This window comes from Streptomyces sp. NBC_00385 (genome assembly GCF_035917155.1).
In the GTDB taxonomy this organism is placed as follows: Bacteria; Actinomycetota; Actinomycetes; order Streptomycetales; family Streptomycetaceae; genus Streptomyces; species Streptomyces poriferorum.
Genome location: NZ_CP107951.1, coordinates 6,033,351 through 6,047,705, shown reverse-complemented (window position 1 = coordinate 6,047,705; position 14,355 = coordinate 6,033,351). Strand labels below are relative to the sequence as shown.

Here is a 14,355-nt window from a genome sequence, read left to right as displayed (position 1 = left end):
TAATCAACAATTCCCCCTACGGTTCTTCGTCCCTGTCCCCACGGGCGTTCCGTACCGTTCACAAGAGAGAGTGTGAGGGTGCTCGTACTCGTCGCTCCCGGCCAAGGCGCTCAGACGCCCGGCTTCCTGACTCCCTGGCTCGACCTCCCCGGTGCCACCGACCGCATCGCGGCCTGGTCCGACGCCATCGGGCTCGACCTTGCCCACTACGGCACCAAGGCTGACGCGGACGAGATCCGCGACACCGCGGTGGCTCAGCCGCTGCTGGTGGCCGCAGGTCTGCTGTCCGCCGCCGCGCTGAACGCTTCACCGGCTGTCGTCGCAGGTCACAGCGTGGGTGAAATCACCGCAGCCGCTCTCGCCGGGGTCATCGGCGACGAGGCGGCGCTGCGTTTCGTCCGCACCCGTGGGCTCGGCATGGCCGAGGCCGCCGCGGTCACCGAGACCGGCATGGCGGCACTGCTCGGCGGTGACCCCGAGGTCACCGTCCCGCACCTGGAGAAGCTCGGCCTGACACCCGCGAACGTCAACGGGGCCGGTCAGATCGTCGCCGCCGGCACCGCCGCGCAGATCGCCGCGCTCGCCGAGGACAAGCCCGAGGGTGTGCGCCGGGTGGTCCCGCTCAAGGTCGCCGGCGCGTTCCACACGCACCACATGGCTCCCGCGGTCGAGCGTCTCCGTGAGGCCGCCGCGGCTCTGGAGGTCTCCGACCCGGCCGTGACATATGTCTCGAACGCCGACGGGCAGACCGTCGCCACCGGCGCGGAGGTCATCTCCCGGCTGGTCGGCCAGGTCGCCAACCCGGTCCGCTGGGACCTGTGCATGGAGACGTTCAAGGCCCTGGGCGTCACGGCGATCGTCGAGGCCTGCCCCGGCGGCACGCTGACCGGTCTGGCCAAGCGCGCGCTGCCCGGCGTGCAGACCCTCGCGCTCAAGACCCCCGACGACCTCGACGCGGCCCGCGCGCTCATCGCTGAGCACGCAGGCGCCTAAGGAGCCCGAGAGCATGTCGAAGATCAAGCCCAGCCAGGGCGCCCCGTACGCACGGATCATGGGTGTCGGCGGCTACCGCCCGACCCGTGTCGTGCCCAACGAGGTGATCCTCGAGACGATCGACTCGTCCGACGAGTGGATCCGCTCCCGGTCCGGCATCGCCACCCGCCACTGGGCCTCCGAGCAGGAGACCGTGGCCGCGATGTCCGTCGAGGCGTCCGGCAAGGCCATCGCCGACGCCGGGATCACGCCGGAGCAGATCGGCGCGGTCATCGTCTCCACCGTCTCGCACTTCAAGCAGACCCCGGCCATCGCGACCGAGATCGCCCACAAGGTCGGTGCGGGCAAGCCCGCCGCCTTCGACATCTCGGCCGGCTGCGCGGGCTTCGGCTACGGCCTGACGCTCGCCAAGGGCATGATCGTCGAGGGCTCGGCCGAGTACGTACTCGTCATCGGCGTGGAGCGGCTGAGCGACCTCACCGACCTGAGCGACCGCGCGACGGCGTTCCTGTTCGGTGACGGCGCCGGTGCGGTCATCGTCGGCCCCTCCAAGGTGCCCGCCATAGGCCCGACGGTCTGGGGCTCCGAGGGCGACAAGTCCGACACGATCAAGCAGACCGTGGCGTGGGACACCTTCCACGCCGACCGTCCGGAGAAGTTCCCGGCCATCACGCAGGAGGGCCAGGCGGTCTTCCGCTGGGCCGTCTTCGAGATGGCGAAGGTCGCCCAGCAGGCGCTGGACGCGGCCGGGATCTCCCCGGAAGACCTGGACGTCTTCATTCCGCACCAGGCCAACATGCGGATCATCGACTCGATGGTGAAGACACTGAAGCTGCCCGAGCACGTCACGGTCGCCCGTGACGTGGAAACCACCGGCAACACCTCCGCCGCCTCGATCCCGCTCGCAATGGAGCGGCTCCTGGCGACCGGTCAGGCGAAGAGCGGCGACACCGCGCTCGTCATCGGCTTCGGGGCGGGTCTCGTCTACGCCGCGACGGTCGTTACCCTCCCCTAGGCACACCGGGTCTTTTCGCCCGGTCGCCCGAACCCAGCAGATATACACCGAAGGAGCGCCGACATGGCCGCCACGCAGGAAGAGATCGTCAAGGGTCTCGCCGAGATCGTCAACGAGATCGCCGGTATCCCGGTCGAGGACGTCGAGCTGGACAAGTCCTTCACCGATGACCTGGACGTCGACTCGCTGTCCATGGTCGAGGTCGTCGTCGCCGCCGAGGAGCGCTTCGACGTCAAGATCCCCGACGAGGACGTCAAGAACCTCAAGACGGTCGGCGACGCCGCCGAGTACATCCTCAAGCACCAGGGCTGATCCCAGCCGAGCTGTGTCGCCACCCGGCGGTGGCGCCGCTGATTCACGACCCTCTACACGTGGAGAAGATTTTCCAGTGAGCTCGACCAATCGCACCGTGGTCGTCACCGGTATCGGCGCAACCACTCCGCTGGGTGGCGATTCCGCATCGACCTGGGAAGGTCTGATGGCCGGCCGTTCCGGCGTCAAGCCTCTTGAGGGCGAACGTTTCGCCGAACTGCCTGTCCGGATCGCGGCCCTCGCGGCCGTGGACCCGGGCGACGTCCTGCCCCGCCCGCTCGCCCGCAAGCTGGACCGCTCGGCGCAGTTCGCGCTGATCGCGTCCCGTGAGGCGTGGGCGGACGCGGGCTTCACCGGCCCTGCCGGCGAGGACGAGAAGATCCGCCCCGAGCGGCTGGGGTCGGTCATCGCCTCCGGCATCGGTGGCGTGATCACCCTGCTCGACCAGTACGACGTGCTGAAGGAGAAGGGCGTACGCCGCGTCTCCCCGCACACCGTGCCCATGCTCATGCCCAACGGCCCGGCCGCCAACGTGGGTATCGAGGTGAACGCCCAGGCGGGCGTCCACACCCCGGTCTCCGCCTGTGCGTCGGGTGCCGAGGCCATCGGGTACGCCGTCGAGATGATCCGCACCGGCCGTGCCGACGTGGTCCTCGCCGGTGGCACCGAGGCGGCGATCCACCCGCTGCCGATCGCCGCGTTCGCCAACATGATGGCGATGTCCAAGAGCAACGACGAGCCCGAGAAGGCCTCGCGTCCGTACGACACGGGCCGTGACGGCTTCGTCCTCGGCGAGGGTGCCGGTGTCGTCGTCCTGGAGTCCGCGGAGCACGCCGCCGCGCGCGGCGCCCGGGTCTACTGCGAGGTCCTCGGCCAGGGACTGTCCGCGGACGCCCACCACATCGCCCAGCCCGAACCGACCGGGCGCGGTATCGCCACGGCGATGCAGAACCTGCTGGACCAGACGGACCTCAAGCCGTCCGAGGTCGTGCACCTCAACGCGCACGCCACGTCCACGCCGCAGGGTGACATTGCGGAGCTGAAGGCACTGCGCAAGGTCCTGGGCGATGACCTGGACCACGTCGCGATCTCGGCGACGAAGTCGATGACGGGGCACCTGCTCGGTGGCGCGGGCGGTATCGAGACCGTGGCGACCGTGCTGGCCCTGCACCACCGGATGGCTCCGCCGACCATCAACGTCGAGCACCTCGACGAGGCGGTCGAGGCGGACATCGTGCGGGACAGTCCGCGGGCGCTGCCGGAGGGGCCGATCGCGGCGATCAACAACTCGTTCGGCTTCGGCGGCCACAACGTGGTGCTGGCGTTCCGTAGCGTGTGACGTCGCGCACCTGAGGCCCGCTTCCCCGCGTGCGGGGAGGCGGGCTTCACGCTTGCTTTCAAGCCCCTCAGGCGATTGAGGAGCGAGGTCCGGGGCGGAGCCCCGGAACAGTCACACCACCTGGTGCAGCCACCGCACCGGCGCGCCCTCGCCCGCGTGGCGGAAGGACTCCAGTTCGTCGTCCCACGGCTTGCCCAGGAGCTTGGCGATCTCGCCCTCCAGGTCGCTCTCGCCGCTCAACGACCGTGCCAGCGCGGCGCGCAGCCGGTCCTCGGGGACCAGGATGTCGCCGTGCATGCCGGTGACGGCGTGGAAGATGCCGAGCTCGGGCGTGGAGCTGTAGCGCTCGCCCTCCGCGGTCGGCGAGGGTTCCGCCGTCACCTCGAAGCGCAGCAGATCCCAGCCGCGCAGCGCGGAGGCCAGTTTCGACGCCGTGCCCGGGCTGGCCTGCCAGGAGAATTCGGAGCGCCAGGTGCCGGGTGCGGCCGGCTGTCTGATCCAGTCGAGCTGGACCCGCACGCCGAGTACGCCCCCCACCGCCCATTCGACATGGGGGCAGAGCGCGCGCGGGGCTGAGTGGACGTACAGGACTCCACGTGTCGTCACCGGGACCTCCAGTGTGGGACGAGGTTCGCCTTCCCCAGCGGCCTCGCGCCCGTACTGCCTCTTTTCGGCCGACTTCCCGAAGCTGTCATCAGTAAACAGTATCGGGAGTTAATGTCCGGAGAAGGGAGGGTATGTGACGTGATGTGATGTTCGAGGGTCACCCGAGTGGAGCCGGGCGGCCGAAGGAACCACTGGTTCGACGTGGAAAAGCTACCGTGCGGCGGCGTCCGAGGTGTGACGTACCGTCGGTCCCGGGCCCATGATTCGCTCAGCATTCACCCTGCGGAGCGCGCGGGCCCGCCGACCGGTGCCGCACGGGTGTGCCGGAGGCATGGGACAGGAACAGGAGGGGACGAGGGCAATGCCGGATCGCTCCGTACGGCACCGTTCGCGCACCGCACTGGCCGCACTGGCCGCCATGTCGTTCCTCGGCACGGCCGTCCTGACGGGCTGTGACTCCGGGCCCGACAGGACGACGAAGGGCGCGAAGGCGGACGCGGGCCGGAAACCGGCCGCCGCGCCGCTCTGGGACCGCAGTCCGGAGTCGGTCGCCGCGGTCGGGGACTCCATCACCCGCGGCTTCGACGCCTGTTCGGTGCTGGCCGACTGCCCCGAGGCCTCCTGGGCCACCGGTACGGACAGCTCGGTGCGCAGCCTGGCGGTACGCCTCCTCGGCGCCTCGGGTGCCGCCGACCGCAGCTGGAACCACGCCGAGACGGGGGCCAGGATCGCCCAGTTGCCGGAGCAGATGGCGCTGGCCGCGCAGGAGGACCCCGATCTGGTGACGGTGATGATCGGTGCGAACGACGCCTGCCGGGACTCGGTGCGGACGATGACTCCGGTGGCGGACTTCCGGGCGTCGTTCGAGGCGTCACTGCGTCAGCTGCGCAGCGCGGCGCCGAAGACACAGGTGTACGTGTCGAGCGTGCCGGACCTCAAGCGGCTCTGGTCGACGGGCCGGGTCAATCAGCTGGGCAAGCAGATCTGGAAGCTGGGCATCTGCAAGTCGATGCTGGGTGACGCGGACAACATGGGGGCCTCCGCGGTGGCCCGGCGCACGGCGGTGCAGGACCGCGTCATCGCGTACAACGAGGTGCTGCGCGAGGTGTGCGCGAAGGACCGGCGCTGCCGCTACGACGGCGGGGCGGTGTTCGACTACCGGTTCACCGGCAAGCAGCTCAGCCAGTGGGACTGGTTCCATCCGGGGCGCAACGGGCAGGCCCGGCTCGCCGAGATCGCCTACCGCAATGTCACGGCGGCACGGCCTCCGGGCTAAAGTCCGTGATCATGGACACGGGTTCGAACACGGTGATGCGTACGGAACACTTCGGCACCCTCGGGGACGGCACCGCCGTGGACCGCTGGACGCTGGAACGCGGTGGCACGCGGGTTCGGGTGCTGACGTACGGCGCCGTCGTGCAGTCGGTCGAGGTGCCGGACCGGGACGGTACGCGGGCCGGGGTGGCGCTCGGGCTGCCGGATCTCGCCTCGTACCAGCAGTACACCGGGCCCTACTTCGGCGCCCTGGTCGGGCGGTACGCGAACCGGATCGGCGGGGCGGCGTTCGTTCTCGACGGGCGGACGTACGACGTCACGCGCAACGAGGGCCGCAACCATGTGCACGGCGGGACCGTCGGCTTCGACAAGCGCGTGTGGGACGCCCGCGAGATCGCCGGCGGGGTGGAGTTGTCCCTGGTCGCGGCGGACGGCGAGGAGGGCTTCCCGGGGCGGCTGGAGGTCTCGGTGGCGTACACCCTGGACGAGGACGGGGCGCTGCGGATCGCGTACCGGGCGACGACGGACGCGCCGACCGTGCTGAACCTGACCAACCACACGTACTGGAACCTGGCGGGCGCCGACTCCGGCAGCGCGCTCGGCCAGCGGCTGCGGATCGCGGCCGGGCGGATCACCCCGGCCGACGCGGAGTCCCTGCCGACGGGCGAGTTCCTGCCGGTGGACGGGACACGGTTCGACTTCCGGGAGCCGCAGCCGGTCTCCAAGGAGTACGACCACAACTTCGTGCTGGACGAGGGCGTGACGGGCCCGGTGGCCGAGCTGTACGACGACGCGTCGGGACGGGTCCTGACCGTGACGACGACGGAGCCGGGCCTGCAGCTGTACACGGCGGACCACTTCGAGGGACGGCCGTTCGGCCCCTGTGCCGGAATCGCCCTGGAGACGCAGCACTTCCCGGACTCGCCGAACCGGCCGGAGTTCCCGAGCACGGTGCTGCGGCCGGGCGAGGAGTTCGTGTCGACGACGGTGTACGGCTTCTCGGTCCGCTGAGGCGGGGGGCGGGTGCGGGGCAGGGGCCGCGAAGACCGAGCTGACCTGCGGGGATACCGATATTACAAGATCGTTAAGCGGCACCTGCGGGTGATTCCGGATGATCTACGCGCGTCCGCGTAATGCGCCCCGTCCCACGCCCCCCAGGGTGACCGCATGACTTCCAAGCCTGCCGAACCGACCTCCGGCCTGCCCTCCAGGCGCACCATGATCGCGGGTGCCGCCGCAGGTGCAGCCACTCTTGCCACCACCGCCGCGACCAGGGCCGACGCCGCCTCACCCGGCTCCCTCACGGCCCCGGCCGCGGCCCCCGGCTCCGACTGGGACGCCTGCCTGACCGTCGCCCGCGCCATCCTCGTCTACGACGAGCAGGACAAGTCGCTGGTGCCGCACTATCGTGACGTCCTGCTCTCCAAGGGGCTGCCGCGCAGCCGCAAGGCCCCGAAGAAGGTGCTGGTCATCGGCGCGGGCCCGGCCGGGCTCACCGCCGCCCATCTGCTCCGCGAGGCCGGTCACACCGTCACCGTGATCGAGGCCAACGGCAACCGCGTCGGCGGCCGGATCAAGACCTTCCGCAACGGCGGCCACGAGAACGCCAAGTCGCCCTTCGCCGACCCCGAGCAGTACGCCGAGGCCGGGGCGATGCGCATCCCCGACAGCCACCCGCTCGTCACCGGGCTCATGGACGGCTTCGAGCTGAAGCGCCGCCGCTTCTTCCTCGTCGACGTCGACGCCGAGGGCAAGCCCGTCAACCACACCTGGATCCACGTCAACGGCATCCGGGTCCGCAAGGCGGACTACGCGCAGAAGCCGCAGGCCGTCAACCGGTCCTTCGGCGTTCCCGCCGCGTTCGAGGACAAGACCGCCTCGACCATCGTGCGGGAGGCCTTCGCCCCCGTACGCAAGGAGTTCGAGGGCAAGGAGGGCTCGGAGCTCGTCCAGGGCTGGGCCCGGGTCATCGAGCGGTACGGCCACTGGTCGATGTTCCGCTTCCTGACCGAGGCCGCCAAGCTGGACGAGCGCACCATCGACCTCATCGGCACGGTCGAGAACCTCACCTCGCGGCTCCCTCTCGCCTTTGTGCACAGCTTCATCGGGGCTTCCCTGATCAGCCCGGACACCGCGTTCTACGAGCTGCCCGACGGTACGGCGACGCTGGCCGATGCCATGTACGCGCGGGTGAAGGACCTGGTGCGGCTGGACCGCCGGGCCGCCAGGATCAGTTACGGGGAGGACGGCGTCCGGGTCGAGACGGTGTCGGAGGGCCGTGACGGCAAGGTCGTGCGGGAGACCTTCACCGGGGACCGGGCGATCGTCACCGTGCCGTTCTCCGGCCTGCGGCACGTCCCGGTCACGCCGCCGCTCTCGTACGGCAAGCGGCGGGCCATCACCGAGGTCCACTACGACTCGGCCACCAAGGTGCTGCTCGAATTCAGCCGCCGCTGGTGGGAGTTCGAGGAGAAGGACTGGAAGGAGGAGCTGGAGAAGGTCCGGCCCGGTCTGTACGACGCGTACCGGCTCGGCAAGGCGCCGGCCGACGGATCGCTGCTGGGCGCGCACCCCTCCGTACCGTCCGGACACATTCCGCCCAACCAGCGCGTGCACTACGCGGCGTACCGCGCGACCGCCCGCAACCAGCCCGAGGCGGCCCATGTGATCGGCGGCGGATCGGTCACCGACAACGCCAACCGCTTCATGTACCAGCCCTCCCACCCGGTCGAGGGCAGCAGGGGCGGGGTCCTGCTCGCCTCGTACAGCTGGGCCGACGACGCCCTGAAGTGGGACTCCCTGGACGACGACGAGCGCTACCCGCACGCCCTGGGCGGGGTCCAGGACGTGTACGGGCAGCGCGTCGAGGTCTTCTACACGGGGGCCGGCGCCACCCAGTCGTGGATGCGCGACCCGTACGCGTACGGGGAGGCGTCCGTCCTGCTGCCCGGCCAGCACACCGAACTGCTCGCCGACGTGCGGTCGGTCGAGGGGCCGTTGCACTTCGCGGGCTGCCACACGTCCGTCAAGCCCGCCTGGATCGAGGGGGCGTTGGAGTCCGCCGTCCGCACCGCGCTCGAGGTGCACGGGAGCTGACCGGCAGGTCCTAGGGGCGTGGGGGCGGCGTCGCCGTCCCCACGCGCTCGTCCCCCACCAGGTCGCGCGCCAGCAGCGTCGCCCCCGCGACGGCCCCCGGCATCAGGAACACGGCGACGAACGGGACGAGGAACGCGAGCCCGAGCGGGACGCCGAAGCCGAGGATCAGCAGCCGGCGGCCGCGCAGCAGGACGAGCCGGTCCTTCAGCACCATGCCTCGGCGCTGGAGCGCGACGGCGGTCAGTTCCTCGGCGAGGAAGTACCCCGTGACGCAGAACCCGAGGAGCGGGACGACGGTCTGGCCCGCGACCGGGACGAAGCCGAGGGCGAAGAGCAGGACGGCGTACAGCGCGACGCGCGCCAGGATGCGCACGCTGTCACGGGCGGAGATCCACAGCTCCCGCCACAGCGGCAGTCCCGACTCGGGGGCCTTGCCACCCTCGGCGCGGTCCACCTCCTCGGAGAGCGACTCGTAGAAGGGCTGTCCGACGAGGAGGGTCACCGCCGTGAACGTGATGACGGCGAGGAGGAGGCCGAGGGCGAAGACCAGCACGGTCAGGGTGTTGCGGAGCAGGCCGAGCCAGGGCGAGGACCAGTCGTCGGCGAACGGGGTCGCCCACTGCGCCAGGTCGTCGGCCCCGTAGCCGAGGCCGACGAGGGCGCCCGCGTACAGGACGAGGGTGATCAGGCCGGGCAGCAGCCCGAGGCCGAACCATCTGCCGTGCCGGACGACCCAGCGCTGTCCTTTGATCAGATGGCCGAGGCCCGCCCCGAGATCACGCATGGCGTCAGCGTAACGGGACCGGGGGCGGGCCCTCGTGCGGAGGTCAGACGAGGCGGATCATGTTCCAGGACATCGGCTCCAGCGTGGCCCGCAGGATTCCCCCGTCGAGCACCGTGCCCTCGGCCGCGTGCGGGGCGACCCGGCCCGGTTCGGTGAGGGTGTTGCGGGCGTCCGGGTCCGCGTCGGCGAGGACCTGGTGCTCGGCGATCCCCGTCAGGTCGAGGCCGTGCAGGGCGACTTCGAGCGGGAGGGGGTCGGACTGGCCGCGGTTGACCGCGAAGACGGTGACCGCGCCGGTCTCCGGGTCGCGGACGGCGGTGGCGTGCAGCAGGTCCGTCTCGCCGTACCTGGCCGTCCCGTACGTGGGCGAGTCGACCCGTACGTCCAGGACCTGGCCCCGTCCGTGCCGTGCGGCCTGGGCGAACGGGAAGAAGGTGGTCTGCCGCCAGGCGGGTCCGCCGGGCTCGGTCATGATCGGGGCGATCACGTTGACCAGCTGGGCCAGGCAGGCCACGGTCACCCGGTCGGCGTGGCGCAGCAGGGCGATGAGCAGGGTGCCGAAGACGACGGCGTCGGTGACGGAGTAGTTGTCCTCCAGCAGGCGGGGCGCCTCGGGCCAGTCGAGAGGGTTCGCCTCGGCCTCCTGCTGGCTGCGGGCCATGTACCAGACGTTCCACTCGTCGAAGGAGAGGTTGATCTTCTTGGTGGACTTCAGCCGTGCCCCGACGTGGTCGCAGGTGGCGACGACGTCCTCGATGAAGGACTCCATGTCGACGGCGGATGCCAGAAACGAGTCGCGGTCGCCGCCGAGTTCCTCGTAGTAGGCGTGCAGCGAGACGTAGTCGACGAGGTCGTAGGTCTCGGCGAGGACCGTGGCCTCCCAGGCGGCGAACGTGGACATGGACCGGCCCGACGACCCGCAGGCGACGAGTTCGACGGAGGGGTCGATCTGCCGCATCGCGCGGGCGGTCTCGGCGGCGATCCGGCCGTACTCCTCGGCGGTCTTGTGCCCGGTCTGCCAGGGACCGTCCATCTCGTTGCCCAGGCACCACAGCTTGATGCCGAAGGGGTCCTTGTCCCCGTGGGAGATGCGGCATTCGGAGAGTTCGGTGCCGGCCGGGTGGTTGGCGTACTCCTGGAGTTCGATGGCTTCCTGGACGCCCCGGGTGCCGAGGTTCACGGCCATCATGGGCTCGGCCTGCGGGCCGATCTTCTTGCAGAAGGCGATGAACTCGGAGAGCCCGAAGCGGTTCGTCTCGGTGGAGCGCCAGGCGAGGTCGAGGCGGCGCGGCCGCTCGTCGGCGGGGCCGACGCTGTCCTCCCAGCGGTAGCCGGAGACGAAGTTGCCGCCGGGGTAGCGGATGGCGGTGACGCCGAGTTCGCGGATCAGTTCCAGGACGTCGGTCCGCAGGCCGGCTTCGTCGGCCGAGGGGTGGCCGGGCTCGTATATGCCGTCGTAGACGCAGCGGCCGAGGTGTTCCACGAACGAGCCGAAGAGGCGGGGGTCGACATCGCCGACGGTGAAGGCCGGGTCGAGGGTGAAGCGGGCGGTGCGGGTCATGACTTCCTTCGGGGTGGTGTCGGTACGTGTCTCGGTACGGGTCACTGGCCTGCGAGGCCGGTGTGGGCGACGCCGCTGACGATCTGGCGCTGGAAGAAGACGAAGACGATGATCAGCGGCAGCCCCGCCATCAGCCCGCCGGCCATGAGCTGGGCCCACTGGATGCCGTAGGAGTTCATGACGGTCGCGATGCCGTTCGGCATGGTCATCAGGTCGGGGTTGTTGGTCACCATGTACGGCCACAGGAAGTTGTTCCAGGACGCGATGAAGGTGAAGATGCCGACCGCGGAGAGGGAGGGGCGGGACAGCGGCACGATGATGGTGAAGAACACCCGCCAGCGGCCGGCGCCGTCGATGTACGCGGCCTCCTCCAGCTCCTTCGGGATGCTCTGGAAGAACTTGTAGAGGATGTAGACCATCGCGGCGGGCGCGCACTGCGGCAGGATCATGCCCCAGTAGGTGTCGACCATGCCCATCTGCTGGACGGTGGTGAACAGGGGGACGCCGAGGACGGCGGGCGAGACCATCAGGCCCGCCATCACCACGCCCATCAGGACGGTCTTGCCCCTGAACTCGGTGCGGGCGAAGCCGTATCCGGCGAGCGCGCTCACGAGCAGCACGACGGCTGTGACGCAGACGGAGACGACGAGCGAGTTCACGAACCAGTTGGTGATGTTGCCGGTCTCGAAGAGGGCCTTCCACGCCTGGCCCGTCCAGTCCTCCGGCAGCCAGTGCGTCGGCACCTCGACGGCCTCGGTCTCCGACTTGAGGGAGGTGAACAGGGCCCAGGCGAGCGGCGCCAGGAAGACGGCGGAGACGGCGGTGCCGATGAGGGTGAGCACGATCTGGCTCGGCGTCCAGGGCGTGCGGGTACGGGACTTGATACGTGTCTGTGCGGCGTCGGTGGTCATCGGCCGCCCTCCTCACGGTTGCGCAGCAGCCACATCCGCGCGAGGGCGACGGCCGCGATGATCACGAAGAAGATGATGGAGATGGCGGAGGCGTATCCCACGCGGTAGCTGGTGAAGCCCTCTTCGAGCGTGTACTGCACGAAGGTGCGGGTCGATCCCTCCGGTCCCGGGCCGAAGTCCTGCATCACGACGGCCTGGTCGAAGACCTGGAGCGAGGCGAGGATCTGCAGCGCGATCACGAGGCCCGTGATGTTGCGCAGCAGGGGCAGGGTGATGTGGACCATGCGGTGCCAGGCGTTCGCTCCGTCCAGCTTCGCGGCCTCGTAGAGGTGCGCGGGGATGCCCTGGAGCGCGGCGAGGTAGAGCAGGAAACTGAAGCCGACCGTCCACCACAGGGTGGTGAGGACGACGGCGAGCATCGCGTACGACTTGTCGGTCAGCCATGGCGTGTCGAGGCCGAAGACGTGGTTGACCATGCCCGTACCGGGGTTGAACAGCCACTGCCACAGGTTGCCCGCGACGGTCGACGGCAGCAGGAACGGGATGAAGAAGCACAGCCGCCACAGCCACTGGGCGCGCTGGATGTGGTGGGCGAGCATCGCGAGGAGGAAGGCGAGGACCGTGATGCACGGCACGACGAGCAGCGTGAAGTAGGCGCTGTGGCCGAGCGCGTCCCACATCAGCTGGTCGTGGAGGGCCTCGCGGTAGTTGTCGAGGCCGATGAAGCCCGCGCCGTCGCCGGAGATGTTGGCGTCCGTGAAGCTGAGGTAGATGCCGCGCAGCAGCGGCCAGATCACGAAGAGGGCGAACAGGACGAGGAACGGGGCGACGAACCATCCCCCGTGCTGGAGGCCCTGCTTGCGGCGGGCCGTGGCGCTGTCGGTGGCGGTCCTCGCGCGGGTGGGTGCGAGGACGGTCTGCGGTGTGGTCGTCGTCATGCGGCCGCACCTGCCTGCGCCGCGGTCCGGCCGTCCATGGGGTTCTTCATGGCGAGGAGCTCGGCGAGTGTGCTCTTCATGCGGCGGGCGGCGGCCTCCGGCTTGGCGGAGCCCAGCATCGAGGACGCGGCGATCGGTCCGACGCGCTGGGCGAGGATGCCGGTGGATCCCGCGAACCACACCTTCGGCTCGGTGGCCTGGTGGTCCATCGCGCCGGCGTACTCGTTCTGCGGTTCGAGGTGCTGGTACGCGGCCGTGGAAAGCGTCGGGGTGTAGGCGGGGATGTGGCCGCCGGCGGCCCACTGCTGTGCGTGCTTGACGACGTAGGCGGCGAGTTCGTGGGCGGCCTCGTTGGCGTCGCCGCCGCGGCCGGACTGGTGCGGCAGGACGAAGGAGTGCGATTCGGCGTGGGTTGCCTGCTTGCCGAAGACGGGCGGCAGCGGAGTCGCGCCGTACTCGATCTTCGCCCCGGAGAACACCGGCACCGACCAGTTGCCCTCCCAGCAGAACGGGGAGCCGTTGAGGAACTGTTCGGCGCCGGCGGCGCCCGCGAAGCCCGGGTCGGAGTACCCGTCGGTGATGTGCCGGCGCATGAACTCCAGGACCTGGGTGGCCTTGTCGGTGTCGAAGGTGACGTCGGAGTCGACGGCGTCGAACCAGGTGCCGCCGAGCTGGGTGTAGAAGGCGACGAAGAACCACCACTGGAAGTTCTGGTCGTTGGCCCACAGGCCGATGGTCTGCAGCCCCTTCTTCGTGGCCTTCTTCGCCTCCTTGAGCACGTCGAACCACTCGTCGGTGGACGTGACCGGCACGATCCGCCCGTCGTCGCCGAGCAGTCCGGCCTTGCCCAGTACGTCCTTGCGGTAGAAGCAGAGCTGGACGTGGATGTCGAGCGGGAGGGCGTACAGCTTGCCGTCGATGGCGGCGCGCTTCCACAGCGCGGGGTTGAAGTCGGCTTCCTTCACGCCGTACTTGGCGAGCAGGCCGACGTCCCAGGGGTCCAGGAGGCGGCCGGGCGAGAACCCGGTGACGCGGCCCAGGTGCATGACACCGAGGTCGGGTGCGCGGTTGCCCGCCGCCGCCATGGCGAGCTTGGTGTAGAAGGGGCTGCCCCACTGGAGGGTGGAGTCCTTCACGTCGATGTCGGGGTGCTCCTTACGGAACGCGTCCAGCATCGCGATCATGTTGTAGCCGTCACCGCCGCTGAAGAGGTTCCAGTAGCGGACGCGGGTGGCCGCGCTCGACGCGAGGGCGTCCGCACCGCTTCCCAGCGCTGCGAAGCCGAAGCTGCCGGCGACGGCCGCACCGCCCAGCCCCGTGATCAGTTGCCTGCGATTCAGGCCAGGTCGTCCCATGACCGCCCTCACTATTCGAAATATCGAATGCTGCCCGTAACTTCGAACGGACCGTAAAATCGAAGCGCTTGCGCGTCAATGGGTCGCGCAAGAATTCCGAACAATGTCCGGAATACCGAACAGCAGAGGTCGGGCGGGAGTGCCGAAACGGCCGAGGGCCGCACCCTCAC

The 14,355-nt window shown here is 69.8% G+C and carries 13 protein-coding genes; 7 read left to right on the top strand and 6 right to left on the bottom strand.

Translation table 11 applies throughout. The features are described from left to right. Positions 1-78 precede the first annotated feature (78 nt). From OG959_RS26955 to fabF, 4 genes are all read left to right on the top strand, one after another. Entirely contained in the window at positions 79-993 is a 915-nt protein-coding gene (locus OG959_RS26955; protein WP_326662520.1) for an ACP S-malonyltransferase, read from the top strand. Positions 994-1,006: 13 nt separating this feature from the next. Further along, entirely contained in the window at positions 1,007-2,008 is a 1,002-nt protein-coding gene (locus OG959_RS26950) for a ketoacyl-ACP synthase III (protein ID WP_326662517.1), read from the top strand. A gap of 63 nt (positions 2,009-2,071) precedes the next feature. Continuing rightward, positions 2,072-2,320 carry an acyl carrier protein gene (locus tag OG959_RS26945; RefSeq protein ID WP_148017430.1) on the top strand — a complete coding sequence of 83 codons (249 nt, stop codon included), beginning with the start codon at positions 2,072-2,074 and terminating at the stop codon, positions 2,318-2,320. 76 nt (positions 2,321-2,396) lie between these two features. Further along, complete coding sequence (fabF, locus tag OG959_RS26940; RefSeq protein ID WP_326662513.1) at positions 2,397-3,659, top strand: beta-ketoacyl-ACP synthase II; 1,263 nt, start codon at positions 2,397-2,399, stop codon at positions 3,657-3,659. 111 nt (positions 3,660-3,770) lie between these two features. Here fabF and OG959_RS26935 read toward each other — a convergent pair whose 3' ends face one another. Continuing rightward, positions 3,771-4,265: a DUF3145 domain-containing protein gene (locus tag OG959_RS26935; protein ID WP_326662512.1), complete on the bottom strand. Its 495-nt coding sequence runs from the start codon at positions 4,263-4,265 to the stop codon at positions 3,771-3,773. Positions 4,266-4,626: 361 nt separating this feature from the next. Between OG959_RS26935 and OG959_RS26930 the strand changes: the two genes are divergently transcribed. The 3 genes from OG959_RS26930 (at position 4,627) to OG959_RS26920 (ending at position 8,636) form a co-directional block, all read left to right on the top strand. Then, positions 4,627-5,541 carry an SGNH/GDSL hydrolase family protein gene (locus OG959_RS26930; protein WP_326662510.1) on the top strand — a complete coding sequence of 305 codons (915 nt, stop codon included), beginning with the start codon at positions 4,627-4,629 and terminating at the stop codon, positions 5,539-5,541. An 11-nt stretch (positions 5,542-5,552) separates the two neighbouring features. Next, positions 5,553-6,551: an aldose epimerase family protein gene (locus OG959_RS26925; RefSeq protein ID WP_326662508.1), complete on the top strand. Its 999-nt coding sequence runs from the start codon at positions 5,553-5,555 to the stop codon at positions 6,549-6,551. A 156-nt stretch (positions 6,552-6,707) separates the two neighbouring features. Continuing rightward, positions 6,708-8,636, top strand: coding sequence for a flavin monoamine oxidase family protein (locus OG959_RS26920; protein WP_326662506.1), 1,929 nt, complete (start codon positions 6,708-6,710; stop codon positions 8,634-8,636). Between the two features lie 10 nt (positions 8,637-8,646). On the opposite strand, the gene OG959_RS26915 is transcribed toward OG959_RS26920, so the two are convergent. From OG959_RS26915 to OG959_RS26895, 5 genes are read right to left on the bottom strand one after another with little or no spacing between them, the layout of a single operon-like run. Then, positions 8,647-9,420: an EI24 domain-containing protein gene (locus OG959_RS26915; protein ID WP_326662504.1), complete on the bottom strand. Its 774-nt coding sequence runs from the start codon at positions 9,418-9,420 to the stop codon at positions 8,647-8,649. A gap of 43 nt (positions 9,421-9,463) precedes the next feature. Next, positions 9,464-10,981, bottom strand: a complete 1,518-nt coding sequence (gene arfA / locus OG959_RS26910) for an arabinosylfuranosidase ArfA (RefSeq protein ID WP_326662502.1) — start codon at positions 10,979-10,981, stop codon at positions 9,464-9,466. Between the two features lie 41 nt (positions 10,982-11,022). Then, positions 11,023-11,892 (bottom strand): carbohydrate ABC transporter permease, encoded by an 870-nt coding sequence (locus OG959_RS26905; RefSeq protein ID WP_326662500.1) that lies wholly within the window; start codon positions 11,890-11,892, stop codon positions 11,023-11,025. Then, positions 11,889-12,830 (bottom strand): carbohydrate ABC transporter permease, encoded by a 942-nt coding sequence (locus OG959_RS26900; RefSeq protein WP_326662498.1) that lies wholly within the window; start codon positions 12,828-12,830, stop codon positions 11,889-11,891. The genes OG959_RS26905 and OG959_RS26900 overlap by 4 nt, the downstream gene beginning before the upstream one ends. After that, complete coding sequence (locus OG959_RS26895; protein WP_326662496.1) at positions 12,827-14,185, bottom strand: extracellular solute-binding protein; 1,359 nt, start codon at positions 14,183-14,185, stop codon at positions 12,827-12,829. Before OG959_RS26895 ends, OG959_RS26900 begins: the two co-directional genes overlap by 4 nt. Between the last annotated feature and the right edge of the window lie 170 nt (positions 14,186-14,355).

What these genes read in the sequence shown, in the direction of transcription:
- OG959_RS26925 (WP_326662508.1), top strand. Translation starts at nt 5,553, where the DNA reads ATGGACACGGGTTCGAACACGGTGATGCGTACGGAACACTTCGGCACC.
- OG959_RS26930 (WP_326662510.1), top strand. Translation starts at nt 4,627, where the DNA reads ATGCCGGATCGCTCCGTACGGCACCGTTCGCGCACCGCACTGGCCGCA.
- OG959_RS26905 (WP_326662500.1), bottom strand. Translation starts at nt 11,892, where the DNA reads ATGACCACCGACGCCGCACAGACACGTATCAAGTCCCGTACCCGCACG.
- OG959_RS26895 (WP_326662496.1), bottom strand. Translation starts at nt 14,185, where the DNA reads ATGGGACGACCTGGCCTGAATCGCAGGCAACTGATCACGGGGCTGGGC.
- OG959_RS26915 (WP_326662504.1), bottom strand. Translation starts at nt 9,420, where the DNA reads ATGCGTGATCTCGGGGCGGGCCTCGGCCATCTGATCAAAGGACAGCGC.
- OG959_RS26900 (WP_326662498.1), bottom strand. Translation starts at nt 12,830, where the DNA reads ATGACGACGACCACACCGCAGACCGTCCTCGCACCCACCCGCGCGAGG.
- OG959_RS26950 (WP_326662517.1), top strand. Translation starts at nt 1,007, where the DNA reads ATGTCGAAGATCAAGCCCAGCCAGGGCGCCCCGTACGCACGGATCATG.
- arfA (WP_326662502.1), bottom strand. Translation starts at nt 10,981, where the DNA reads ATGACCCGCACCGCCCGCTTCACCCTCGACCCGGCCTTCACCGTCGGC.
- OG959_RS26920 (WP_326662506.1), top strand. Translation starts at nt 6,708, where the DNA reads ATGACTTCCAAGCCTGCCGAACCGACCTCCGGCCTGCCCTCCAGGCGC.
- OG959_RS26945 (WP_148017430.1), top strand. Translation starts at nt 2,072, where the DNA reads ATGGCCGCCACGCAGGAAGAGATCGTCAAGGGTCTCGCCGAGATCGTC.